Origin of the sequence: Ectobacillus sp. JY-23 (genome assembly GCF_023022965.1) — a bacterium.
Classification (GTDB): domain Bacteria; phylum Bacillota; class Bacilli; order Bacillales; family Bacillaceae_G; genus Ectobacillus.
The window spans coordinates 1,160,602-1,184,851 of sequence record NZ_CP095462.1; the positions used below are offsets into that span (position 1 = coordinate 1,160,602).

The window sequence follows — 24,250 nt, forward strand, 5'->3', positions numbered from 1 at the left end:
ACGAATCCCCCTCTCACAAGGGGGATTGCACTATTGATGTTCTTTTAATTTTTTTAAAGCTTCTTCAGCAGCATGTTGCTCCGCTTCTTTTTTCGATCTACCGCTGCCAAGTCCTAAAGCGGACCCGTTTAATGTCACACGCGACACAAACTCTCTATTATGTGCTGGACCCTTTTCTTGCAAAATCTGATATTCAATGCTACCGCTTCCGTCACGCTGAATGAGTTCCTGAAGCTGACTTTTAAAATCCATCACATGAGAAAAAGCACCATCGTTGATTTTTGGATATACAATGTTTTTCAAAAAGCCCCATACCGTTTCAAGCCCCTGGTCTAAGTACAGAGCGCCGATAAACGCCTCAAATACGTCAGCTAGCAACGCTGGACGTTCTCGTCCTCCAGTCATTTCCTCACCTTTACCAAGAAGAACTAGGTTACCGAAGGAAAGCTCATTGGCAAATCGCACAAGCGATGGTTCACACACGATAGCTGCGCGCATTTTTGTCAATTCTCCTTCACTCATTGTCGGGTACTTTTGAAACAAATATTGTGAAACTGTGAGCTCAAGCACTGCATCACCCAAAAATTCCAAACGCTCGTTATCTTCATGAGGTTTTTTACGATGCTCATTCACATACGATGAATGCGTGAAAGCTTGAATTAGCAATCTTTCATTTTTGAATACAATCCCAATGTCGTCTTGAAACTTTTTAAATGCTTCTCGATATTTCAATTCAGTTCTCTTATCTCTCTGTCGTCTGTACGGCATAGGCCCCTCCATATCCGCCCGCAATATGCTAAAAGCAAGCCCCCTGTATCAAGGGACTTGCTCATACTCTTATAGGTGGCTCTCTATGTAAGAAACAGCATCACCAACAGTAGCAATCTTTTCTGCGTCTTCATCAGAAATTTCCATTTCAAACTCGTCTTCTAATTGCATTACAAGTTCTACAACATCAAGGGAATCTGCCCCTAAATCTTCTTTAAAGCTTGCAGAAGGTGCCACTTCAGTCTCGTCTACACCTAGACGGTCAACGATAATTTTCGTTACACGCTCTAAAACATCTGCCATGCCTGTTCACCTCCCCTCAAGTCATTATATTAAATATTTTACAAAAAAACTAGGCGAAATCAATGTTCCATTGAAACAATCATACAATAAAAACTTTTACATAGCCATTCCGCCATCTACATGCAAGGTTTGCCCGGTGATATAGCCGCTTTTTTCTGACGCCAAGAACGTAACAGCATTTGCAATATCTTCAGCTGCACCAAGCTTGGCGAGTGGAATAAGCTTTAACAAGTCGTCTTTAATACCTTCAGATAATATATCCGTCATATCGGTTACAATAAAGCCGGGCGCAATGGCGTTTACCGTGATATTACGAGCTGCCAATTCCTTTGCAGCTGTTTTTGTAAAGCCAATAACACCAGCTTTTGCTGCCACATAGTTTGCTTGTCCCGGATTTCCTGTTACACCCACTACTGATGCTACATTAATAATGCGACCATAGCGTTGACGCATCATCAGACGAGATACAGCTTTTGTACATAAAAACACGCCTTTTAAATTCGTGTTGATGACTGCATCCCATTCTTCTTCTTTCATTCGCATGAGCAAATTATCTTTCGTAATACCAGCATTATTGACTAAAATATCAATTTTACCGAATGCGTCTGTGGCTGTTTTAATCAGTTCTGCAACTTCTTCTCCATTTGCCACATCAGCCTTGACTGCAATTGCTGCTGATCCTAGAGCTTTTATTTCATCAACTACTTCGTTAGCCTTTACTTCATTCCCTGCATAGTTAACAATGATGCTAGCACCCTGTCTGGCTAAATCAAGAGCGACAGCACGTCCAATTCCTCGAGATGCCCCCGTCACTAATGCAACTTGACCTGTTAGCATGCTTATTCTCCTCTCAACTGGGAAATTGTGTATTTCATCGTATCTTCATCGTATATTGCATATGTCTTAGCGGAAGGAGCAATAGATTTCATTAAACCGGCAAGTACTTTTCCAGGTCCAATTTCGACAAAAGTATCTACGCCAAGTGCAACCATTTTTTCAATGGACGGATACCATTGAACGGGTGAGTATAATTGTTGTACTAAGCGTTCTTGAATCTCTTCTTTAGCAGTTACAATTTCTCCTGTCACATTGCTAATAACTGGTACCTCTGCATCTCTAATGGTAATATCCGATAAGACAGAACGAAATTTATCTGCCGCAGGGCGCATCAACTCAGAATGAAACGGTCCGCTGACACGAAGCATAATAGCACGTTTTGCTCCTTTCTCTTTTGCCGCTGCAGCTGCGAGCTCTACTCCGGTTTTTGTACCAGATATGACAATTTGACTTGCACTGTTCATATTGGCAATTTGCACAGAATGGCCGGACTTTGTCACCGTTTCCGTGACATCAACAAGTTTGGCAACATCCATACCCAATATAGCAGCCATAGCACCTTGACCGTCAGGAACTGCTTCTTCCATGTACTCTCCTCGTTTTCGGACAGCATATACGCCGTCAGCAAATGAAATAGCCTTCGCCGCCACAAGTGCGCTATATTCCCCCAGACTGTGACCTGCCACATAATCCGGTGTAACAGCATATTGTTCCATTGCCGCAAGAATGGCCGCACTCACTGTTAATAAAGCAGGCTGCGCGTTTGTTGTTTTTGTCAACTCTTCCTGCGACCCTGCAAACATCAGCTCACTCAAATTTGTTTGCAGCACTTCATTTGCTTGTTGAAACACAGATGCCGCTTCTTTAGATACATCAGCTAACTGCTTGCCCATACCGATGGCCTGTGAGCCTTGTCCTGGAAATAGAAATGCCAGTTTCCCCATATTATTCCTCCTCTTTTAGTGACGCCTCCTCAATCATTGTTGTAATCGTTGGCGTAACTTGTTTTTCAACCATTTCTCTTGTTTGACGGATCGCGCTGAAAATAGCCTGCTCATCTGAAGAACCGTGGGCTTTAATCACCGGTGCCTTTAATCCAAATAAGGCAGCTCCGCCGTACTCTGAATAATCCATTTGTTGCTTTAACCCCATTAGCTTAGGCTTTAAAACAGCAGCTGCCAGCTTGCTGGTGAACGAGCTTGTGAGTTGTGCTTTCAGCATTGAAAAAACAGATAAAGCCGTACCTTCAATGGATTTAAGCGCTACATTCCCTGTAAAGCCATCACACACGACAACATCGGCAACTCCCTGCAATAAGTCACGTGCCTCTATGTTGCCAATAAAGTTGAGATCGGACTCTTTGAGCATTGCAAATGCTTTTTTTGTTAGCTCATTTCCCTTCCCATCTTCCGTGCCAACATTTAAAAGACCAACTCGTGGCTTCGCAACGCCCCTCACTTTTTCCGCATAAATAGAACCCATAACTGCATATTGATATAAATGCGTTGGTTTTGCATCCACATTAGCACCCACATCAAGCATAACGAATCCTCTACCGTCAATTGTCGGCATGGTAGGAGACAAGGCTGGTCGTTCAATACCGGCTATACGTCCGACAACAAATAACCCCGCTGCCATTAATGCTCCGGTGCTACCAGCTGAAATGCAAGCATCAGCTCGACCTTCTTTTACTTCTTGCGCCATCAGTACTAAGGATGCACCTTTTTTTCTTCTTACCGCACGTACTGGCTCTTCTGTTGCCTCAATGACCTCATCTGTGTGCAAAATAGAAATACGCTCCGTTTGTTGCAAATACTTACGAATTTCTTGTTCGTTTCCCACTAGAGTAATATGTAAATCTCTGTATGTTTGAATTGCTTTCATCGCACCAAGAACAACTGTTTTAGGTGCATGATCGCCTCCCATAGCATCAATTGCAATTTTCATGACTTGTTCCTCACTTTTCTGTCTGAATACAGCGCTGATTTTGAGTGTAAAAACTACATCGAACGATGCATATTAAAGGTGCCCATAAATACTGTTTCATTACCAACAGAGCTTATCACTTCTACAATTGTTCGGGCTGCACTTATCTCATTTATTTTCGCTTTAGCAACAACACGTTCACCCAAACGAACCGGTCTAACGTATTGAATACTAGCTTTCGCTGTTAAGACAACTTCTGCATCAATTACCGCAACAGCAAGTGAATTCGCTTGCGCAAACAAATGATGTCCTCTGGCAATTGAATTTCTTGCGAATACATGCTCTTCTTTCACATCAAATAGTGAAATTGCGTAACGATCTGTTTCTATATCTATAATTTCTCCTACAACCTCTTCTAATGATAGAGATTTTACGTTTTCTTCAAACTGCTTAGCGGCAACATTTTTAATTCGCTCTCTTAGCTCAGGAATGGATAATTCCAATCGATCTAGCCGAATGGTTTGAATGCTGACCTGAAACTTTTCAGCCAACTCTTCATCCGTTATGAACGGATTTTCAGAAATCGTTTCCTGTAATAGTTGTTGCCTTTCCTTTTTAGTTCTTTTCATGTCTCTGCACCTTCCATTTATGACTAGGTACTAATAGTAGTATATGATTTACCGAGAGAGAATGCAACAAAAATTTTCCCCTCATTTTTAATCCAGTTTTTCACCCTGAAACACACCAGCTTCTTCTAAATTCTTGCGCAACCTTTCATATTGAGGGTCTTCCCAAAACGCTCGCGAATTAACAAGCAATGTCGCATCTGTTCGCGCTATCTCCAATACCCGATAATCATGCACCATATCAGCCATTTTAAATTCCGGTAATCCACTTTGCTTATTGCCAAAGAAATCACCTGGTCCGCGCAACTCTAAGTCTTTTTCAGAAAGTACAAATCCGTCATTGGTTTCTGTCATAATACGCATGCGTTCTTTACCAACCTCTGACTTTGGGTCTGCAATTAAGATACAATACGACTGTTCACTACCACGCCCTACCCTGCCACGTAGCTGGTGAAGCTGTGAAAGCCCGAATCGTTCCGCATCATAAATAACCATCACAGTAGCATTCGGTACGTTTACACCTACCTCAACAACGGTAGTAGACACTAGGACTTGTATTTCATTTTGACTAAACGCCTGCATGACTGTTTCTTTTTCTTGTGCAGATAAGCGCCCATGCATCAAGCCAACTCGAAACGTGCGGAAATGATAAGTTAGCATACTGTGTAAATCAATTGCATTTTGTACGTCTAACTTCTCTGATTCCTCAATAAGCGGACAAATCACATACGCCTGTCGCCCTTTAGCTATTTCCTTTTGCACGAATGCTAAAACACGTTCAAACATATCGTGTTTTGCCCAGTACGTTTCAATAACTTTTCTTCCGGCAGGCATCTCATCGATAACCGACACATCCATCTCTCCGAACGCTGTAATAGCCAACGTGCGCGGAATAGGGGTAGCCGTCATAAATAGAACATCTGGCTGTTCACCTTTCTCTCGTAGCACACGGCGCTGCGCTACACCAAATCGGTGTTGTTCATCCGTAATGACAAAACCAAGCCGCGCAAAATTTACTTCATCTTGAATGAGCGCATGCGTTCCAACAAGCACATCAATCTCTCCGTTAGCTAACTGACTTAACACCTCACGACGCTTAGTCCCCTTTATTGAACTTGTTAGCAGTTGTACTTGCAATGCATCTTGAAACAATTCTCTTAGCGAATGAAAATGCTGTTCCGCTAATATTTCAGTAGGAACCATAAGCGCCCCTTGATAGCCAGCTAGCTTTGCTGCATATAAACCAATCGCAGCTACAACTGTTTTACCTGAACCTACATCACCTTGCAGTAAGCGATTCATGCGATACGGCGATTTCAAATCAGACACAATTTCTGATACAACGCGTTGCTGCGCACCCGTTAAGGGAAACGGTAAGGATTGTACAAATCTATTTAATGCAGATTCGGAAAATACCTTTGCAATACCTGCGGACTGTTCTCGTTCAATCCTGCGCAGCGCCTGCATTTTTAATTGAAAGAAGAAAAATTCTTCGTATACAAATCGTCGCCGCGCTTGTTTCAGCTCTTCTTGTCCAGGAGGAAAGTGCAACGCGCGCAGCGTTTCTCTACTAGACCATAATTTATAACGTAAAAGCAACCCCTCAGGTAAAGCATCTTGTATACTATCCTCATACTGCTCTAAAGCACGCGATACATACCGTCGTAGTTGCTTAACGGTTATTTTTCCTTTTACAGAGTATACCGGCTCTATCTCACGCTGTTTGGCAAGTGAACCGAAATGCAATTCTGTCACAGATATTGTTTGTCGGTGTTGATCCCACTTTCCTGTAACCGTAACGACCTCATCCATGTTTAGCTTTTCTTTGTAATAAGGGCGATTAAAGCAGACAGCATTGATTAAATAACGATCTACAAGCACACGAAACGTCAAACGAGATTTTTTCTTCCCATAATATTGCAAAAGAGGCAGGCTATGAACCCTGCCTTCTATCGTAACACGTTCTTCATGTTTGACTTCAGCTAAATCTTTCATGGCATAATCTTCATACCTATACGGTAAATAGTGTAATAAATCACTAACAGTAATAATACCCATTTCATTCAGTTGTAGTGCCGTCTCTTCACCAATACCTTTAACAGCTACAACCGCATCCTGGAGACTCACTTCTTGAGCGACACACCAAAGATTTTCGCTTCCAGTGCTCGCCCCGTTGGCGTAGCCGCTAACCCCCCTTGCGCTGTTTCTCTTAACGCAACCGGCATTGTTTGACCAATTCTATACATTGCATCAATCACCTCATCACACGGTATTCTACTAGTTACACCTGCTAGAGCCATATCTGCCGCAACCATCGCGTTTGCCGCTCCCATCGCATTTCGCTTCACACAAGGAACCTCTACCAATCCAGCTACAGGATCACAAACAAGACCCAGCATATTTTTTAGTGTAATTGCCATCGCTTCTGCACTTTGTTGCGGTGTTCCCCCTGCCATTTCGGTAATAGCAGCAGCAGCCATACCACTCGCTGAACCAACTTCCGCCTGACAGCCTCCTGCTGCACCTGAAATCGAAGCATTATTTGCAACAACAAAGCCAAATGCACCAGCCGTAAATAAAAACTCAATCATTTGTTCACGCGTTGGATTTAGCTTGTTTTTCACAGCAAACAACGTACCAGGGACAACACCAGCTGAGCCAGCTGTCGGCGTAGCACAAATAGTACCCATTGCAGCGTTCACTTCATTCGTCGCTACCGCTTTACTCACAGCATCTAAAAGCAAGTTACCCGATAGCGCTTTACCACTTTTAATATAGTTCTGCAGTAGAACTGCATCTCCTCCTGTTAAGCCTGAAACAGATTGCACCCCCTGTAAACCGCGTTCAACCGCTTGCTCCATCACGGTTAGGTTTCGATCCATCTTTTCCAAAACTGCCTCCCGTGATAAACCCGTCACACGCATTTCTTGTTGAATCATTACTTCTGCAATTTTTATGCCTGCATCTTCTGCAAGTTGTACCAACTCTGCAACATTTCTGAACATCCCTGCTCCTCCTATTCTACCATACGGGTAACTTGGATAATATTAGGTAAAGATTGAATTTCTTGCATAACATGCTCTTCAATATTATGATCAACTTCTATTACCATTAAAGCTGTCTTACCAATCTCTTTACGAGCCACTTCCATATGCCCAATATTAATTTGATATTTGGCCAATATATTTGTAACCGAAGAGATGGCACCATATTTATCATTGTGCACAACTAAAATAGCCGGGTGCATACCACTCAGCTTTAACTCAAATCCATTTAATTCTGTAATTTCAATTTTTCCACCACCGATAGAGATACCTACAACCTCAATCTCTTTTTGACCGTCTGTCATCCAAATTCGAGCTGTATTAGGATGATCAACTATTGCCTCTTCTTCTACAAAGGTAATATCCATCCCTAATTGCTGAGCGAGTGCAATGGATTCAGGAATGCGCGGATCGTACGTATCAAAGTCTAAAATTCCTCCAATAATGGCCACATCCGTACCATGACCACGGTAGGTCTGTGCAAACGAGCCATAAAAAGAAACAACCACCTTATCAGGACGAACGCCAAACAACGTGCGAGCAACTCTTCCAATTCTAGCAGCACCCGCAGTATGGGAACTGGAAGGTCCAATCATAATGGGACCTATAATATCAAATACAGATTTATACTTCACGGTTTCTCCTCCCTCATTTTCACCCTATATACTTGTAAAACAGCAAGATAAATTCAATCTCTTGTCATAAGCACAACTATATTGGAGAAACTAATGCTCCAACATTCACTTCACAAAGAGTACTTAGCCCTAAAGTCACACTTGAAAACGCTTTCCCCATAAAATAAGGCGCGATTTCGTATATAAGTATATAGGGAAACGGTCGCTTTGTTAACCAAAAATCATAAAAAAAGTCTCTCCTGTTAAAAGGAAAGACTTTTCTGTATTATTCAACAGAGAAAATAAAGGCGTATAGGGGTTGATTCCCTTTGTGAATCTCAACTTCAACGTCTTCAAATTCCTCTTCCATAAATGTGAGCAACGTTTGCACTTCTTCGTCTGTTGCATCTTCACCTTGTAGAATCGTTAGAATTTCAGAATCTTCATCCAGTAAACGCACAAGTAATTTTTTCGCAGCTTCCACTTTATCCTTGTCAGTCGCTACAATTTTACTTTCAGCAATACCCATAAAATCATCTTTTCTAATATCAATTCCATCCATTTGTGTATCGCGTACTGCATATGTGATTTGCCCTGTTTTTACATGAGCTAATGCTTCTTTCATTGCATCTGCGTTTTCTTCCAAGGCCGCCCCCGGATTAAATGCAAGCATGGCCGCCATACCCTGTGGTACTGTTTTAGAAGGAACCACGATAACTTCAGCCTCAGCCACAGAAGCAGCTTGCTGCGCAGCCATAACAATGTTGCTGTTGTTAGGCAAAATGATAATTTTTTCTGCATTTGCCTCTTCGATTGCTTTTACGATATCCTCTGTGCTTGGATTCATCGTTTGGCCGCCTTCAATAACCTGGGTTGCACCGATGCTTTCAAATAGTGTTTTAATACCGGAGCCCATCGCTACTGTAACAATACCATAAGGCTGCTTTTCCTTTGGCTTGCTAGATGCCTCCATGGCAGCCATTACCTCTGCCTCATCATGGAGCAGATGAGTGTGCTGTTCACGCATGTTTTCGACTTTGATGTTGATTAAACTTCCATAACGCTGGCCGTAGTTCATTGCATCGCCAGGATGCTCCGCATGAATATGAACCTTTACAATTTCCTCGTCAGCAACAACTAGAAGAGAATCTCCATACACACTAATATCATTGCGGAACTTTTCCTCAGAAAATGGATGTTGTTTAAGCTTCTCAGCATCAAACTTCACCATAAACTCTGTGCAATAGCCATATTCGATATCTTCTGTACTTAAATGACTTTGTACATTGCGATGCTCTGTTTGTACCATTTGTTCCATAGAAGGTTGCCCTGCAGATAAAGTAATTTTCTCACCTTTTAACTCTGCCAAAAACCCTTCGTATACAACACAAAGTCCTTTACCACCGCTATCTACTACCCCTACTTGCTTTAGTACAGGCAATAAATCAGGCGTACGGTTTAATGACGCATTTGCTTCTTTAACAACTTCTTCCATAAACAATACAAAATCATCTTGTTTTTTTGCAATAGCCACAGCCTTTTTTGCTGTATCTTTTGCAACCGTCAAAATCGTTCCTTCAATCGGTTTCATAACAGCCTTATATGCCGTTTCTACACCTGCTTCTAACCCTTGCGCAAAATCAACTGTTGTTAGAACTGCCTTTTGTTCAATCGATTTAGAAAGACCGCGGAATAGCTGTGACAAAATAACGCCTGAGTTACCACGAGCACCCATTAAAAGTCCTTTTGCTAAGCTAGCGCCTACTTTACCAGCGTGATCAGAACTGTTATTTTTTACTTCCTTGGCGCCCGATGTCATGGATAAGTTCATATTGGTACCGGTATCGCCATCAGGAACCGGGAAGACGTTCAGCGCATCTACCAATTTCATGTTGTTTGTTAAGTTATTTGCACCTTGTATGATCATTTGCGCAAAACGCTGTCCATCAATTTGTTTCATTGACACTGACCTTCCTCCTTACTTGCACATCACAAATTCGTTACTTTAACGCCCTGTACATAAATGTTCACTGAATCCACTGCTAGTCCTACTGTTTGATCCAATGTGTACTTGACTTTTGTTTGCACATTGTGTGCTACTTCTGAGATTTTTGTACCATAGCTTACAATAATATACATGTCAATATGTACTTCATCGTTTTCGTTTCGAACGATAACCCCGCGTGTGAAGTTTTCTTTTCTTAGGATTTCCGTTAGTCCGTCTTTTAATTGATTTTTGGAAGCCATTCCGACAATACCGTAGCAATCCACAGCAGCACCGCCTGCAATGGTTGCAATTACATCTGTGCTGATATCAATTTGACCGTACTGCGTTTTAATTTCGATTGACATATGTGTTTCCCCCTTTGGTTATAGTCAAAGTGAGCTAGACTATCATTATCATATACTGTTTGCGGCAAAAATTCCAATTTTCGTTTTTTGAACTCCCCTCACTTAGCTAACGCTTGAAGTGCAGGATTCCTACAAACACCGATGTACCATCGGTTATTTAGAAGGCTACCCCCGTAGTCCCTACGGTTGATACGAATTTCGCATGCTATTACAACTTTGTTTTCACTTAGTCTTCGTGCTGTAATTTCACTGTTTTATCCTCTTTGCGACTTTTGAAAGATATGGGCGAACGACACCCACCCGACAAGTTCTCTTTACGCAACAAGAAACCACGCTTGAATTCGTTTGATGCCCATTATACCAAAAATTCAGGCGAACACCTACCGACATTCATCTCCCGTCTACTCATTGAGCTATCTCTTCACATTCCTTGCCGTGAGAGTCTTCTGTAGGAAATTAGATAAAAGTTACTTGCAATACAGCCACACGTTACCTAATGTGTGATTCTAGCACCTGTTATTACTATGATAAGCAAAATAGTCCATTGTTATTATACAACATAGTCTCCTATGTTATGTCAAGTAATTTTTCTTGATTTCTTTATTTAACTGTATTGCATTCTCTCACTACTTGTGATAAATTATAGAAGTGTTTTCAGCTTACAGACTGAGTATGTAAAATTTGGTATGTTCCGTAGAGTTAGGAGGGAAATATAGATGGCTCGTGTATGTGCAATTACAGGAAGAAAAGCTCGCACTGGTAACTCACGCTCTCACGCTATGAACGCTACTAAGCGTAAATGGGGTGCTAACCTTCAAAAAGTTCGCATCGTTGTGAACGGTAAAGTGAAACGTGTTTACGTTTCTGCCAGAGCATTGAAATCAGGCAAAATCGAACGCGTATAATAAAAAAAGAGCCGGAAAATTCGGCTCTTTTTTATTTGAGACAATCTATTGTATATATTATTATTATATACTGTAACTAGATGTTGATTGAGATTATTTGCAAGTTGGAGTTTAAGACAGCACAAGATTAAAAAAAGCACCGTTTGCGGTGCTTTTTTTAATCTTTTTTAAATGTATTCAGCATCGCACGTACAAGGCCACCCAGAAACTTTGGCAATTTAATTGTATAAAATCTCATGGTTTCCCTCCCACTCCCCATTGCTCACATAATGTATGGTTGACAAGAATTGTATTAATCAGTACTACTTATCACCAATAATATGCCGCTCGTAAATGAAAAAGTACCTTTTTTAGTACTGAGTTCATTACTTACACATAAAGTAGAGCCCCACTGAATGGTTTGATTGTGAAGAGGATATTTAAAACCTTGTAATGTAATGCCTGTAACCGTTTCTGTTAAAGGCAAGAAAGATATGTATGGAAATCGTTGATTTTGTTCAATTACATAGGTTCCTGCACGTTTTATACCAATTTCATTTTTATGATCTACCAGTATCATTTCTGTTTCAACATCTAAACTTCTCACCAACAGTTGAATATTGGCTAATCCATGATCTAATCTGCCACCTGTTGCTCCGAAGATGCGTATGATATCCGGCTTTTGTTTCAATGCCCATGTTACTGCGAGCTCTAAATCTGTCTCATCTTTTTCCTTCGGCAGAATGTGTAAAGTAGTTTGTTCACGCATCCACCGCAGTTCTTCTTCTGACACTGAATCGTAATCTCCGAAAGCTGCAATAGGCGTGATATTTCGCTGCAGCAAATAAAACACCCCTCGATCCGCAGCCACCCACTGCACATCATCATTTTCGTAATAAGAGAAGTCTGGATAATGATCGACAGGTCCACCTGCCAAAATATGGAATATTTTCATGTCATTCTCCTTAGTATTCGGAAGCACTCATTTCAATGCATATCAAAGAGGATGCCCCCATCATTGTTTGAGGCACCCTCTTCTTTAACCGCGTAGACTGCGAATTGCTTCGACACGATCCGTTTTGTTGTAGACAGCTGAGCCTGCAACTAGGACGTTGGCTCCCGCTTCTACACAAAGCTTTGCCGTCTCAGTATTTACACCGCCGTCTACTTCAATTTCTACGTTTAAACCACGTTCTCTGACCATATCCGCCACCTGCTCAATCTTTGGTAAAACTGATGCAATGAACGTCTGACCTCCAAAGCCTGGGTTAACAGTCATTAAAAGAACCATATCTACTTCATCGATAATATGTTCAATCATTGATACAGGGGTATGAGGGTTTAAAACTACCCCAGCTTTCACACCGTATGATTTAATAAGTTGAATAGTTCTGTGAAGATGCGGACACGCTTCTACATGTACAGTGATAATATCTGCTCCTGCCTTAGCAAATGTTTCGATATAAGCATCCGGATTTTCAATCATCAGATGGACATCCAAGGGTAGATTTGTAACTGGTCTGATTGCCTCAACAATAAGCGGTCCAATCGTAATATTAGGTACAAAGTGACCATCCATGACATCTACATGTATATAATCTGCTCCGCCACGCTCTACCTCTCGCACTTCTTCACCCAATTTTGCAAAGTCTGCTGATAAAATAGAAGGTGCAATTTTAATCATGGTTAATACCTCGGCTTTCTATCTCTTATTTCTTGTACAAATTGTGTATAGTGCTCATAACGATAAGAAGGAATTTCTCCGTTTTCTACCGCTGCTTTCACAGCACATTTTGGTTCGGCCAAATGGGTACATCCTCTAAATTTACAAGCGTGCTTACGCAACTTGAACTCTGGAAAACAATCCGTTAAATCTTCAACGCTCATATCTGTAAAATCTAGAGAACTAAAGCCTGGTGTATCAGCAACAAGGCCTGCTCCAACCTCAATGAGCTCTACATGCCTTGTCGTATGCTTACCACGCCCAAGATGCGATGAAATACCACTTGTTTTTAGTGCAAGTTCAGGACGTAATTGATTCAATAACGATGATTTACCCACACCTGACTGCCCAGCCACAACTGATACTTTATTTCGTAAAAGGGGCCATAATCGATCCACACTGTCTTGCATTGTTGTTGAAGTAAATATAACCCGGTAGCCCATTCTTTCATAATCCGCTGCATATGCCTGGATATCAGGCAATCGCGCTTCATCTATTAAATCCATCTTACTAATACAAATAATAGGCTCAATGAAATTGAACTCAATCAGTGTCAAAAAACGATCTAATAGAGTCGTGCTAAAATCCGGTTCTACGGCAGAAAAGACAAGGATCGCTTGATCTACATTAGCAATAGGAGGACGTACAAGCTCATTCTTCCTCTCTCCTACCTCTAAAATATAACCATCTGTTTCGTTTTCTGCCTGAAATACAACATAATCGCCGACAAGAGGGGTAATTTTATTTTTGCGGAATACACCGCGCCCCCGGCATTGCGTAATGCCTCCTTCGTGCGCGACATAATAAAATCCGCTTAATGCTTTGATAATTTTTCCCTCAGGCATACACTCACTCCTTGTTAATCATACGGATACGGAACATCTTTTTCTATAAATGTCTTTCCGTCCCTAACAATCTTGTAGCGCGCTGATTTGCCGTACGGTACGGTCAGCTTTAATGAAATTGTAACAGGCGCTGTAATTGTTCTCGTTTCTACTGGCTTTGCCATAGTATTATCTAAATCTTCCTTGTATATCTCAATTGTTTGCGCTTGTCCAGGTACTTCTGGTTCGTATGGGACCTGGATATTATCAATAGCCACGGTTTTCGGTGGTTTTTCCTTAGGTCCATCTGAAATGATTACAGTAAACCTTTCCCCCTCTTTTAAAGGTGTATTCGGCTTTGGAGATTGCGAAGTCACCAGTCCTTTGTCTACTGTCTCTGAATTTTCTTTTGTAACAACAGGAGTTAGTTTTCTCTCTGCCGCATAACTGCGCACGCTACTTTCGGTCCATCCTGTAAAGTCTGCAAGCGTTACTCGCTTCGGTCCCTCACTAATCCAAATTCGAACATCTTGTTCTTCTTCTACAATAAATTCACCCGATTTAGGAAGTTGGTCAATAATTTCACCTTTTGGCTTGTCACTAACCTGTGCATATGACACAACGCTGGCATATGTACTATCAAGTTCAGAGCGTACAGTTTCATAGCTCTCCCCAATGTAATTTTTCATTTTCTTTTTCTTTTTTCCACCTGATTGAAAAATTGTAATCTTTGTATTTTCTTTCACAACTCGACCAGCCTCAGGGCTTGTTTTAATAACTTCCCCTTCGGTTACTTCGTCTGTGTACACAATCTCTGGCGTGGAGGCAACCTGAAATCCTTTTTTACTTAAAATATTAACAGCATCTGCATATGTTTCACCAGCCACATCTGGAATCTCAACATTCTTTGGAACAAATAACCCTGGAATTACTGTTACTGCCGCAATCCCACTTAATAACAGCAAAAACAGAACAATAAACACACGCTTCCACCAATTTTTTTTCGGTTTTGCTTGTGATTTCTCTTCCGATTTCACTTCAACAGGCAATTTTCCTGTATTTACGATGGTCTCATCCATTCCTGTTTTTACAAATAGTTCTTCACGAATGATCGGAATTTGCTTCGTTGCATCTTCATCTTGCGGAACACTAAAAGGCTGCTCATTAATCCGTTCTGGGTTTAACGCTGTAACAATATCATTCTCCATTTCTTCGCCGGATTGATAGCGATGAAAAGGATCTTTTGCTGTTGCCCTTAAAATAATATTTTCCACACTTTGGGGAATGTTCGGATTCCACCGCTTGGGAGAAGGTGTTTCATTCTGCAAATGCTTTAAAGCAATCGACACAGCAGACTCACCTGAAAAAGGCGGTCTTCCTGTCAATAGCTCAAACATTACAATACCTAGTGAATATAAGTCGGATTGTTTATTTGCTATACCGCCGCGCGCTTGCTCAGGTGACAAATAATGTACAGACCCGAGAACAGAATTGGTGTGCGTGATAGTCGTTGCGCTTGTAGCAGTCGCAATCCCAAAATCGGTAACTTTGACTGTCGCATCATCTCGAATTAAGATATTTTGGGGCTTCAAATCACGATGCACAATTTCAAAGTGATGAGCATGCGCCATAGCAGAAGTAAGCTGCTTCATAATATGTAAAGCTTCTGCAACCGGAAGCATCCCTTTTTGTTGTATGTATTGCTTTAAAGTTTGTCCTGGCACATATTCCATAACCAAATAATAAATACCATCTTCCTCTCCTACATCATATATGTTTACGATGTTTGGATGGGATAAGCTTGTTACTGATTGTGCTTCACGGTGGAAACGCTTAATAAATTCTTCATTATTGGCATAATCGAGCCTTAATATTTTGACAGCCACATCTCGATCTAAGATAGCATCACGCGCCAAAAAAACATTGGCCATACCGCCGCCGCCAATCATTTTTAGTAGCTTATATCGACCATTAAGGCGCTTTCCAATCATCAAATGACTTCACCCCCGTCCTCTATATCAACGAGAATGAGTGTAATATTATCTTCGCCGCCCATATTATTGGCAGTTTCAATAAGCTTTACTCCTTTGTCCTGCAAAGTATCACCTGTTTGCAAAATTTCTTCCATTTGCGACACAGTTACTTTATTCGATAAACCATCTGAACATAAAAGTAGCCTATCACCATGCTCCACAACAAGTGTTTTGACATCAATTTCTACCTTTTGTTCCGTCCCCAATGCACGTAACAGCACATGCTTACGAGGATGGGACTCCGCATCCTCTCTTGATATCTCCCCATGTCGCACAAGCTCATTTACAAGCGAATGATCTTCTGTCACTAGACTCATGTTATTCTCCGATACCATATAGCAACGGCTGTCACCAACATGTCCGATGGTTGCAAACTGATTTGTGCAGATTGCAGCTACAATTGTGGTTCCCATCCCTTGACATTCCGGATTTTCAAAGGCATGCTTATAAATTCGTTCGTTAATAATTTCTACATAATCCAGAAGCCATTTTTCCGCTTTTTTAGGTGTTTTCATATTATAGGTTTGTTCCCAGTAATCATGAAACAATTGGATAGCCATCGAACTGGCTATATCGCCTGCTCGATGACCTCCCATGCCGTCTGCTACAACCGCTAAAATATCTCCGTCCAAATTTTTAAATACGCCGGCACTGTCCTCATTATATTGTCGTACTCTCCCCCGATCGGACAGAAAAAAGGTTTTCATGCACTCACCTCGTCTCTTCTTTGCGCTCCTTCGCTCGCAATTGACCGCAAGCAGCATCTATGTCATGGCCTTGTTCGCGTCGAATTGTTACATTAATTCCATGATTTTTTAACGTTTTTTCAAACTTAAAGATTTGTTCACGTGGTGTTCTTACATAGTTTCGCTCTGGTACATAGTTTACCGGGATCAAGTTCACATGACATTTTAATCCTTTTAAAAGCTGCGCCAATTCTTCTGCATGCTCTACTTGATCATTCTCGCCGCCAAATAAACCATATTCAAACGTTACACGTCTTCCTGTTTTTTTTGTATAATACTTTACGGATTCAATCAGGTCAGGTAATTTATAAGCACGGTTAATTGGCATCAGCTTTGAACGCAACTCCGTGTTCGGCGCATGTAAAGAAATTGCAAAATTGATTTGAATATCCTCATCAGCAAACTTATAAATTTTAGGAATGATACCGCTGGTGGAAACCGTGATATGACGTGCACCGATATGAATTCCTTTTTCATGGTTAATGATGCGTAAAAATGCCATTAAGTTATCATAATTATCGAATGGCTCACCAATACCCATTACAACTACAGAGCTCACACGACTTTCTTCTTCGTCAATCGCACGCTGTACTTCTACTACTTGTGCCACAATTTCACCTGCTTCTAAATTGCGCTTTAAGCCCCCAAGTGTAGAAGCGCAAAACGTACAACCAATGCGGCAGCCAACCTGCGTTGTCACACAAACAGAGTTTCCATATTCGTGACGCATTAATACTGTTTCAATTGAATATCCATCGTACAACTCAAATAAGAATTTAATGGTACCATCAGATGACACTTGCTTTACAAGCGTTTTTAAAGTCGTAATCTCAAAGGAATTCGACAATTTATCGCGCAATTCCTTTCCAAGGTTCGTCATTTCTTCAAAAGAACCTACTCGCTTTTTGTACAGCCAATCAAAAACTTGAGCAGCACGAAATGCGGGCTCATCATTTTCTTTCATCCACTCTTGTAGCCCTTGTAATTCAAAAGAATACACGGATGGCTTTTTGTTCAAATCTTGTTTTGTTGTTTTCATGTTATACCTTCTTTCGTAGACAAGCTATATAAAATCCGTCCGTGAGAAAATAGTGCGGTAAGATTTGCACATCTCCCTTGCCGATATATGACTTCAAGGAAGGAGGCAATCTTTCTTGCATAGTGTTATCTATCTCATATTCTGGATGTTTGTTTAAAAATGTTTGTATGACATCTTCATTTTCTGTTGAACCAATAGTACATGTACTATATACAAGACGCCCGTTCTTTTTCAGAAGCGGGGCAGCTGCCTCTAAAATATCGAGCTGAATCTTCGCCAATCTTTCACTATCAGCCTCTGTTTTACCCAGTTTAATATCAGGCTTTCGGCGAATAACCCCAAACCCAGAGCAAGGTGCATCAATTAAAATTTTATCAAAAGTTTCACTCTGAAACTTTTCTCCTACCTTCCGGGCATCAAGAGCCTGCGCTTCTACATTTGTCAAGTGCAAGCGTCTTGCTTGCGCTTGAATCAACCGAACTTTGTGAGGGTGTAAATCCAGTGATACAACATGTCCCGTGCCTAGCAAACGCTCGGCGATATGTGAGGTTTTCCCACCAGGTGCCGCACACGTGTCGAGTATATAATCTCCCTGTTCTGGACCAAGAGCACGAGCAACCAGCATTGAACTTTCGTCTTGCACAGACACGTAGCCTTCTTGAAAAGCCTTGGTGTGTGCTACATTACCTCTTTTGATTTGAATCGCATCTTCTGATAAGCTGCCTCGTTCCGCTTCAACTCCTTCAGCAGTAAGCATCTCAATAACTTCTTCAACTGTCGTTTTGGAAACATTGACACGAGCCGTAGACAGCGGAGGAAGCAAGTTCGTTTCACATATCCGCTGTGCAGTATCAAATCCGTATGCTTCTATCCATTGTTCAACGAGCCATTGTGGATGACTTGTCTGAATAGCCAAACGCTCCGCCGGATTTTTGATATGTTCTAGAGAAGGTACACCCTCTCTCTGAACCGAACGAAGTACTCCATTAACCATCGCGCCAATCCCTTTATGGCCTCGCTTTTTGGCAATTTCAACTGCTTCATTAATAACGGCATGTGCAGGAACACGATCTAAAAACTCCATTTGATATAGAGATAGTCTCAATAACACTTTTACCCATGGCTCTACCTTTTTTCGTAAAAATGGCTGCAGATAAAAATCTAGAGCATCTCGCCTTTGCACAGTTCCGTATACAATCTCGGTTAGTAATCCAACATCTTTACTGGCAAGGTTGCTTTTTTCAATAATGTTGTTCAAAAGAAGATTACTGTATGCACCATTTTTCTCAATTTGCATTAAGCCTTCGAGCGCAAGTTCGCGCACGTTATTCGTCATTCTTCTCCCGCCTTCATACCGATTTCAATTTGCGTGCCACGCAAAAATTGACTGCCGTCCATGCGCTTCTTACCAGCAGGTTGCAAATCAGTAATTTTAATTGCAGTTGTATTTCCTGTTGCAATTACAACACCATCTGCCTCTAGAGCAAGGACAGTGCCCGGCTCTCTCTCTTCTGAAGTCGCAATCTTCTCGCCCCACCAAACCTTGATCACTTGACCGTTTAAGGTTGTATAAGCAACCGGCCATGGATGCATGCCTCGAATCTGGTTGTAAATCGCCTCTCCTGGCTGCCCCCAATTGATTTTTTCTTGCTCGCGTTTAATATTATACGCAAATGTTGCTTCTTCCTCGCGCTGTGGTACAGGGGTAAGCTTTCCTTCTAGTAAAAGCGGTAGGGTTTGGGACAACAATGCAGCACCCGCTTTGCTCAACTTGTCATGTAGGGTGCCCACTGTTTCACGTTCTGTAATTGGCACTTCCACTTGCGTTAAAATATCACCCGCATCCAATTTTTCAACCATATACATGATGGTAATACCTGTTTTTTCTTTTCCTTGAATGATTGAGTAGTGAATAGGTGCGCCACCGCGAAGCTCTGGCAATAAAGAAGCATGTACATTAATACACCCATACTGCGGTGCTTCTAATATCTCTTTCGGTAAAATTTGACCAAACGCTGCGGTGACGATTAGATCAGGCTGAAGCGCCAATACTTTTTCGTACTCCCCTTGCTCACGAATTCTTAAAGGTTGCAAAACCGGGATGCCATGTTTTTCCGCTTCTACCTTTACAGGAGGTGCTGTCATTACCTTTTTACGCCCTACCGGACGATCCGGTTGTGTAACGACTCCAATGACTTCATGTCCATCTGTAATAATCTGACGCAGCACCGGTACAGAAAAATCCGGCGTTCCCATAAATACAATTTTAGCCATGTATATCCCTCTTTCTACTCCAGCTCTTCCGACTCATAATACTTTGTTACTTTGGAAGTAAATAATACACCGTTCAAATGATCAATTTCATGTTGAATGGCACGTGCTAAAAAGCCGCGTGCTTCTAAAACAAATATTTTACCACGCTTGTTTTGCGCACGAACTTTTACATATTCAGCCCTCGGCACGTCTCCGTATAAGTCCGGAAAACTTAAACAGCCCTCCGGACCCACTTGCTCGCCGCGCGCTTCTAAAATAACCGGATTAATTAAATCGATACGACCATTATCGTCTGCTTCAACAATCGCAATTTGCTTGGAAATGCCGACTTGTGGTGCAGCTAAACCTACACCATCTGCTGCAACCATCGTATCATACATGTCCTGAAGCAGCTTTACCAGTTTTTTATCAAAATCCAAAACGCGGTCGCAAGGGGTTTCCAGTACCGCATTTGGGTGCTTTATAATCTCTAAGATTGCCATGTGTTCCTCCACTTACATTAACATAGTTGGGTTAAAATCGATTGATATTTGTAATTGCTCCTTTATCATAGCAGTTTGATAATGCTCATTAATAAAGCGCAATACTTCCTTTAATCCTGGTTCCCGTTTGTATTTTATCATGCATTGGTAGCGATATCTATCTTTTACCCTTGCGATCGGTGAAGCGACCGGACCAAGAATAATGGTTTGCGGCGTACATTTTTGTCGCAACATAGCTGTAATTTTTTCTGTAACTTGTACAGCCTGCAGTAAATTAGGATGGGATACTGTAATCAGCGTTAAATAATAGTAAGGCGGATACTGATGCAGCTTTCGAATATGCATTTCTTGTTCAAAAAATGTATCATACTGCTGCTTCTTTGCTAGCTGTACACTGTAATGTTCCGGTGTATACGTTTGAATAACGACTTCTCCTGGCAAATGATGTCTTCCTGCTCGTCCACTTACCTGTGTAAGGAGCTGATATGTTTTTTCACTAGCCCGAAAATCAGGGAGATGAAGCATCGTGTCCGCCGTCAACACGCCTACAAGAGTAACATCTGGGAAATCCAAGCCTTTAGCAATCATTTGTGTACCAAGTAAAATATCTGCTTTTTTTTGTCCAAAGGCAGTCAATAATTTCTCGTGTGCCCCTTTTTTACTTGTTGTATCTACATCCATGCGAATCACACGTGCCTGTGGAAATAGCTTTGTCAATTCTTCCTCAACTTTTTGTGTACCCGTTCCAAAAAAACGAATATATTGGCTTTGACAGGTTGGACAGGCTTTAGGGAGAAACTCTTCATGGCTGCAATAATGACATTTCAACCGCTGCGTTGCCCGGTGATACGTTAATGATATATCACAGTGCGGACATTGCATTACATACCCGCAATCACGGCACATCACAAATGTAGAATGGCCTCTTCGATTTAAAAACAACACAATTTGCTCTTGCTTTTGCAAACGATCGGCAATCTTTTCATGAAGGAGCGTCGAAAACATAGAACGATTACCCTCTCTAAGCTCTTCACGCATATCCACAATTTCCACGCTGGGCAGCGCTTGTTCATTCATTCGCTTGGTCATCGTCAATAATGTGTATACACCTTTTGATGCACGCGCAAAGGATTCAAGAGTCGGAGTTGCACTCCCTAGAATCACGGGGCAACGATGATATTCACTGCGGCGAATTGCTACATCTCTTGCATGATAACGCGGATTATCTTCTTGCTTATAGCTTGACTCATGCTCCTCGTCAATGATAATGATTCCCAGATTTTCGAATGGAGCAAATACAGCCGATCGTGCTCCCACAACAACGCGCACTTCCTTGCGTTGTATTTTTCGCCACTCATCGTACTTTTCTCCAGCAGACAATGCGCTGTGGAGTACAGCCACTTGTGAACCGAAACGCCCTTTAAACCGCTCTACCATTTGAGGCGTAAGCGAAATTTCCGGCACCAGCATAATCGCTTCTTTTCCCTTCTGTAAAACCGCTTCAATGGATTGCAAATATACTTCTGTTTTGCCACTTCCCGTCACACCGTACATCAAAAAGGTACGTTGTTGCTCGTTTTCAATAGTAGACAAAATCGGGGCAATGGCGGCTTGCTGCTCAACGGTCAATGGAAATGGCTTTGTACGCTCAAACTGCTCATCATCATAGGGATTTCGATACACTTCAATCTCTTTTTCATATAGTATGCCTTTTTTGACAAGCGCTTTAATCGGTGCATCTGTCATGCTAAGCTCTTCTTTAAGAGTATGTGCCGCTACCTCTTGATGATTTTCGATAAAATAATACAGAACATCTTGTTGCTTAGCACTACGGACGCTCGCTGCCAATTCTTCCAATGTACGTTCGGAGGCTGCCGGTCCAATTACGCGCTGCCTTTTTCTTTGTACCCGATCCTTCACATCATATACCACTTCAATTTCTTCCGCCGCAATCGCAGCTTTCACAGCGCGATACAACGCTTCGGGTAAATCCTTCCACGCTATTGAATCTTTCTCTCCAAACAACGTCTGCAGTTCATTCGATGTCTCATTCCTCAAAATCAGACGCTTTTGATACACGGATTTAATAGCGGCCGGCAGCATAGCCTGAAACGCTGAGATGGTGAAGCAAAGCGTTTCTTCTTTTAGCCAAAAGCCAAGACCGAGCAGTTCTTCGTTTAAAACTGGCGTTAAGTCAAGAAGCTCTTCAACTTCTTTTAGCTTCATATTTTCGCTTTCTTCTACCTCTCGAATATCAATGATAAAGCCCTGCAGCTTTCTTGGTCCAAAAGGCACAATCACACGCATACCAACTTGAACAAAAGCGTCCCACTTGCTTGGTATCTTGTAGTCGAAGGGGCGATCAGTTTGACGCGCTGGTACATCTACAATAATACGAGCGGCCTTCATTTTTCTTCCTCCAGCATTTCCTTTAGCTCATGCAAGATATGCCTTGCAACTTCCACTTTCGGCAAAAGCGGCAAGACAATGCTCTCCCCGTTTCTCTTATACATTGTTACAATGTTTGTGTCTGTTCCAAATCCGGCACCTTCTGCCTTTATATCATTTGCGACAATCATGTCTAAATGCTTCGTTTGTAACTTTTCTTTTGCATACGACGCAACATCCTTTGTTTCAGCAGCAAATCCGATTAAAATTTGCCGCTCTTTTTTCTCCCCCAGCGTTCGTAAAATATCTGTTGTGCGTTCTAACTCTATCGTAAGCTCTCCATCTCGCTTCTTTAACTTGTCACTATGCATAACCTTAGGACGATAATCCGCTACTGCTGCTGTTTTTATGACTGCGTCCACTTGATGATATCGAGATAAAACCGCATGCAGCATATCTGCGGCTGACTCAACTCGCTTGACCTCAACACCGGCAGGGACCGGAAGTGCTGTAGGTCCGGTCACTAATAGGACATTCGCGCCCATTGCTGCTGCTTCACTAGCAATTGCATAGCCCATTTTCCCAGTCGAAAAGTTTGTCATGAATCGAACGGGATCTATTTTCTCGCGTGTCGGTCCTGCTGTTACAATGATCTGTTTTCCCTGCAAAGGCTTCTCATTAAAAAATTCCTGCAAATAAGCTACGATCGTTTCTGGTTCCTCCAAACGCCCCTTCGCGACATAACCGCAAGCAAGAAAGCCTTCTCCCGGTTCTATGAAACGATAACCGAACGACTGCAGTGTTTGCATATTTTTTTGCACAGCAGGATGTTCGTACATATGTACATTCATAGCAGGAGCAATCCAAACAGGGGCGGTCGCCGCCAATATTGTGGTAGAAATCATATCATCTGCCAAGCCGTTGGCTAACTTACCAACCATATTGGCAGTTGCAGGTGCAACAAGGATGACATCCGCCCAGTCTGCCAAATCGATATGTGCGATGACAGATGAATCTTTTTCATCAAATGTATCGGTATATACATCATGTCGTGATAAAGCTTGAAACGTGAGCGGTGTTACAAACCTACAGGCCGACTCTGTCATCATAACCTTCACCGCAGCGCCTGCTTGTGTGAGTTTACTCGTTAAAGCTGCTGCTTTAAATACTGCAATACCACCTGTTACACAAAGCAAAATCTTTTTTCCAGTTAACATACTCGCGCCCCTTTCTCCTATAAGTAACACTATTCTATACCAGTACACGTTATTTTTCTAACATAACAGTAAGGCTAAGAAGCCTTTGCCTCCTGCCTACCGCCTTAATAGGTACGTGCTTTTTAAGGTTGTAGCTACAGTCGCAAGTGTTTCTCTTCTAGCGACTCCTT

The 24,250-nt window shown here is 41.9% G+C and carries 24 protein-coding genes; 1 reads left to right on the forward strand and 23 read right to left on the reverse strand.

What is annotated here, in order from left to right; all coding sequences use genetic code 11:
* Nucleotides 1-30 precede the first annotated feature (30 nt).
* The 11 genes from rnc to MUG87_RS06045 all read right to left on the reverse strand — a co-directional run bounded on the left by rnc (nt 31) and on the right by MUG87_RS06045 (nt 10,470).
* Nucleotides 31-768 (reverse strand): ribonuclease III, encoded by a 738-nt coding sequence (gene rnc, locus MUG87_RS05995; RefSeq protein ID WP_247086466.1) that lies wholly within the window; start codon nt 766-768, stop codon nt 31-33.
* A gap of 69 nt (nt 769-837) precedes the next feature.
* Complete coding sequence (acpP, locus tag MUG87_RS06000) at nt 838-1,071, reverse strand: acyl carrier protein (RefSeq protein WP_124563639.1); 234 nt, start codon at nt 1,069-1,071, stop codon at nt 838-840.
* 96 nt (nt 1,072-1,167) lie between these two features.
* Nucleotides 1,168-1,908 carry a 3-oxoacyl-[acyl-carrier-protein] reductase gene (gene fabG / locus MUG87_RS06005; protein ID WP_247086468.1) on the reverse strand — a complete coding sequence of 247 codons (741 nt, stop codon included), beginning with the start codon at nt 1,906-1,908 and terminating at the stop codon, nt 1,168-1,170.
* Between the two features lie 2 nt (nt 1,909-1,910).
* Nucleotides 1,911-2,852, reverse strand: a complete 942-nt coding sequence (fabD, locus tag MUG87_RS06010) for an ACP S-malonyltransferase (RefSeq protein ID WP_247086470.1) — start codon at nt 2,850-2,852, stop codon at nt 1,911-1,913.
* A gap of 1 nt (nt 2,853) precedes the next feature.
* Complete coding sequence (plsX, locus tag MUG87_RS06015; protein WP_247086472.1) at nt 2,854-3,855, reverse strand: phosphate acyltransferase PlsX; 1,002 nt, start codon at nt 3,853-3,855, stop codon at nt 2,854-2,856.
* A gap of 53 nt (nt 3,856-3,908) precedes the next feature.
* The gene (gene fapR / locus MUG87_RS06020) at nt 3,909-4,463 is read right to left on the reverse strand and encodes a transcription factor FapR (protein ID WP_247086474.1); all 555 of its coding nucleotides are present in this window, start codon (nt 4,461-4,463) and stop codon (nt 3,909-3,911) included.
* A gap of 87 nt (nt 4,464-4,550) precedes the next feature.
* Entirely contained in the window at nt 4,551-6,587 is a 2,037-nt protein-coding gene (gene recG / locus MUG87_RS06025; protein ID WP_247086476.1) for an ATP-dependent DNA helicase RecG, read from the reverse strand.
* Nucleotides 6,584-7,465: an L-serine ammonia-lyase, iron-sulfur-dependent, subunit alpha gene (gene sdaAA / locus MUG87_RS06030; protein ID WP_247086478.1), complete on the reverse strand. Its 882-nt coding sequence runs from the start codon at nt 7,463-7,465 to the stop codon at nt 6,584-6,586. Before sdaAA ends, recG begins: the two co-directional genes overlap by 4 nt.
* Before the next feature lie 11 nt (nt 7,466-7,476).
* Entirely contained in the window at nt 7,477-8,139 is a 663-nt protein-coding gene (sdaAB, locus tag MUG87_RS06035) for an L-serine ammonia-lyase, iron-sulfur-dependent subunit beta (RefSeq protein WP_247086480.1), read from the reverse strand.
* 265 nt (nt 8,140-8,404) lie between these two features.
* Complete coding sequence (locus MUG87_RS06040; protein WP_247086482.1) at nt 8,405-10,084, reverse strand: DAK2 domain-containing protein; 1,680 nt, start codon at nt 10,082-10,084, stop codon at nt 8,405-8,407.
* Between the two features lie 23 nt (nt 10,085-10,107).
* On the reverse strand, nt 10,108-10,470 hold the full coding sequence (locus MUG87_RS06045) for an Asp23/Gls24 family envelope stress response protein (protein ID WP_124563630.1): 363 nt from the start codon (nt 10,468-10,470) through the stop codon (nt 10,108-10,110).
* Between the two features lie 716 nt (nt 10,471-11,186).
* Between MUG87_RS06045 and rpmB the strand changes: the two genes are divergently transcribed.
* Nucleotides 11,187-11,375 (forward strand): 50S ribosomal protein L28, encoded by a 189-nt coding sequence (gene rpmB, locus MUG87_RS06050; protein WP_124563629.1) that lies wholly within the window; start codon nt 11,187-11,189, stop codon nt 11,373-11,375.
* Nucleotides 11,376-11,532: 157 nt separating this feature from the next.
* On the opposite strand, the gene spoVM is transcribed toward rpmB, so the two are convergent.
* From spoVM to coaBC, 12 genes are all read right to left on the reverse strand, one after another.
* Nucleotides 11,533-11,613 carry a stage V sporulation protein SpoVM gene (spoVM, locus tag MUG87_RS06055; RefSeq protein ID WP_247087538.1) on the reverse strand — a complete coding sequence of 27 codons (81 nt, stop codon included), beginning with the start codon at nt 11,611-11,613 and terminating at the stop codon, nt 11,533-11,535.
* A gap of 54 nt (nt 11,614-11,667) precedes the next feature.
* Nucleotides 11,668-12,309, reverse strand: coding sequence for a thiamine diphosphokinase (locus MUG87_RS06060; protein WP_247086484.1), 642 nt, complete (start codon nt 12,307-12,309; stop codon nt 11,668-11,670).
* Between the two features lie 84 nt (nt 12,310-12,393).
* Nucleotides 12,394-13,038 (reverse strand): ribulose-phosphate 3-epimerase, encoded by a 645-nt coding sequence (rpe, locus tag MUG87_RS06065; RefSeq protein ID WP_247086486.1) that lies wholly within the window; start codon nt 13,036-13,038, stop codon nt 12,394-12,396.
* A 2-nt stretch (nt 13,039-13,040) separates the two neighbouring features.
* Entirely contained in the window at nt 13,041-13,922 is an 882-nt protein-coding gene (gene rsgA, locus MUG87_RS06070; protein WP_247086488.1) for a ribosome small subunit-dependent GTPase A, read from the reverse strand.
* Between the two features lie 14 nt (nt 13,923-13,936).
* On the reverse strand, nt 13,937-15,895 hold the full coding sequence (gene pknB, locus MUG87_RS06075) for a Stk1 family PASTA domain-containing Ser/Thr kinase (protein ID WP_247086490.1): 1,959 nt from the start codon (nt 15,893-15,895) through the stop codon (nt 13,937-13,939).
* A complete protein-coding gene (locus tag MUG87_RS06080) occupies nt 15,892-16,641 on the reverse strand; it encodes a Stp1/IreP family PP2C-type Ser/Thr phosphatase (protein WP_247086492.1) in 750 nt (249 codons plus the stop codon). Before MUG87_RS06080 ends, pknB begins: the two co-directional genes overlap by 4 nt.
* 4 nt (nt 16,642-16,645) lie before the next feature.
* Entirely contained in the window at nt 16,646-17,719 is a 1,074-nt protein-coding gene (gene rlmN, locus MUG87_RS06085; protein ID WP_247086494.1) for a dual-specificity RNA methyltransferase RlmN, read from the reverse strand.
* A 1-nt stretch (nt 17,720) separates the two neighbouring features.
* Nucleotides 17,721-19,055, reverse strand: coding sequence for a 16S rRNA (cytosine(967)-C(5))-methyltransferase RsmB (gene rsmB, locus MUG87_RS06090; RefSeq protein WP_247086496.1), 1,335 nt, complete (start codon nt 19,053-19,055; stop codon nt 17,721-17,723).
* Nucleotides 19,052-19,993, reverse strand: a complete 942-nt coding sequence (gene fmt, locus MUG87_RS06095; protein ID WP_247086498.1) for a methionyl-tRNA formyltransferase — start codon at nt 19,991-19,993, stop codon at nt 19,052-19,054. The genes rsmB and fmt overlap by 4 nt, the downstream gene beginning before the upstream one ends.
* 14 nt (nt 19,994-20,007) lie before the next feature.
* Nucleotides 20,008-20,475: a peptide deformylase gene (gene def, locus MUG87_RS06100; protein WP_247086500.1), complete on the reverse strand. Its 468-nt coding sequence runs from the start codon at nt 20,473-20,475 to the stop codon at nt 20,008-20,010.
* A gap of 12 nt (nt 20,476-20,487) precedes the next feature.
* Entirely contained in the window at nt 20,488-22,884 is a 2,397-nt protein-coding gene (gene priA / locus MUG87_RS06105) for a primosomal protein N' (RefSeq protein WP_247086502.1), read from the reverse strand.
* Nucleotides 22,881-24,080, reverse strand: a complete 1,200-nt coding sequence (gene coaBC / locus MUG87_RS06110; RefSeq protein WP_247086504.1) for a bifunctional phosphopantothenoylcysteine decarboxylase/phosphopantothenate--cysteine ligase CoaBC — start codon at nt 24,078-24,080, stop codon at nt 22,881-22,883. Before coaBC ends, priA begins: the two co-directional genes overlap by 4 nt.
* Nucleotides 24,081-24,250: the final 170 nt, after the last annotated feature.

Coding starts and splice junctions, on each gene's coding strand:
- sdaAA (WP_247086478.1), bottom strand. CDS start 7,465: ATGTTCAGAAATGTTGCAGAGTTGGTACAACTTGCAGAAGATGCAGGC.
- fabG (WP_247086468.1), bottom strand. CDS start 1,908: ATGCTAACAGGTCAAGTTGCATTAGTGACGGGGGCATCTCGAGGAATT.
- MUG87_RS06080 (WP_247086492.1), bottom strand. CDS start 16,641: ATGAAAACCTTTTTTCTGTCCGATCGGGGGAGAGTACGACAATATAAT.
- fapR (WP_247086474.1), bottom strand. CDS start 4,463: ATGAAAAGAACTAAAAAGGAAAGGCAACAACTATTACAGGAAACGATT.
- MUG87_RS06060 (WP_247086484.1), bottom strand. CDS start 12,309: ATGAAAATATTCCATATTTTGGCAGGTGGACCTGTCGATCATTATCCA.
- acpP (WP_124563639.1), bottom strand. CDS start 1,071: ATGGCAGATGTTTTAGAGCGTGTAACGAAAATTATCGTTGACCGTCTA.
- plsX (WP_247086472.1), bottom strand. CDS start 3,855: ATGAAAATTGCAATTGATGCTATGGGAGGCGATCATGCACCTAAAACA.
- rnc (WP_247086466.1), bottom strand. CDS start 768: ATGCCGTACAGACGACAGAGAGATAAGAGAACTGAATTGAAATATCGA.
- rpmB (WP_124563629.1), top strand. CDS start 11,187: ATGGCTCGTGTATGTGCAATTACAGGAAGAAAAGCTCGCACTGGTAAC.
- rsmB (WP_247086496.1), bottom strand. CDS start 19,055: ATGACGAATAACGTGCGCGAACTTGCGCTCGAAGGCTTAATGCAAATT.
- coaBC (WP_247086504.1), bottom strand. CDS start 24,080: ATGTTAACTGGAAAAAAGATTTTGCTTTGTGTAACAGGTGGTATTGCA.
- def (WP_247086500.1), bottom strand. CDS start 20,475: ATGGCAATCTTAGAGATTATAAAGCACCCAAATGCGGTACTGGAAACC.
- rsgA (WP_247086488.1), bottom strand. CDS start 13,922: ATGCCTGAGGGAAAAATTATCAAAGCATTAAGCGGATTTTATTATGTC.
- spoVM (WP_247087538.1), bottom strand. CDS start 11,613: ATGAGATTTTATACAATTAAATTGCCAAAGTTTCTGGGTGGCCTTGTA.
- MUG87_RS06045 (WP_124563630.1), bottom strand. CDS start 10,470: ATGTCAATCGAAATTAAAACGCAGTACGGTCAAATTGATATCAGCACA.
- rlmN (WP_247086494.1), bottom strand. CDS start 17,719: ATGAAAACAACAAAACAAGATTTGAACAAAAAGCCATCCGTGTATTCT.
- fabD (WP_247086470.1), bottom strand. CDS start 2,852: ATGGGGAAACTGGCATTTCTATTTCCAGGACAAGGCTCACAGGCCATC.
- priA (WP_247086502.1), bottom strand. CDS start 22,884: ATGAAGGCCGCTCGTATTATTGTAGATGTACCAGCGCGTCAAACTGAT.
- rpe (WP_247086486.1), bottom strand. CDS start 13,038: ATGATTAAAATTGCACCTTCTATTTTATCAGCAGACTTTGCAAAATTG.
- fmt (WP_247086498.1), bottom strand. CDS start 19,993: ATGGCTAAAATTGTATTTATGGGAACGCCGGATTTTTCTGTACCGGTG.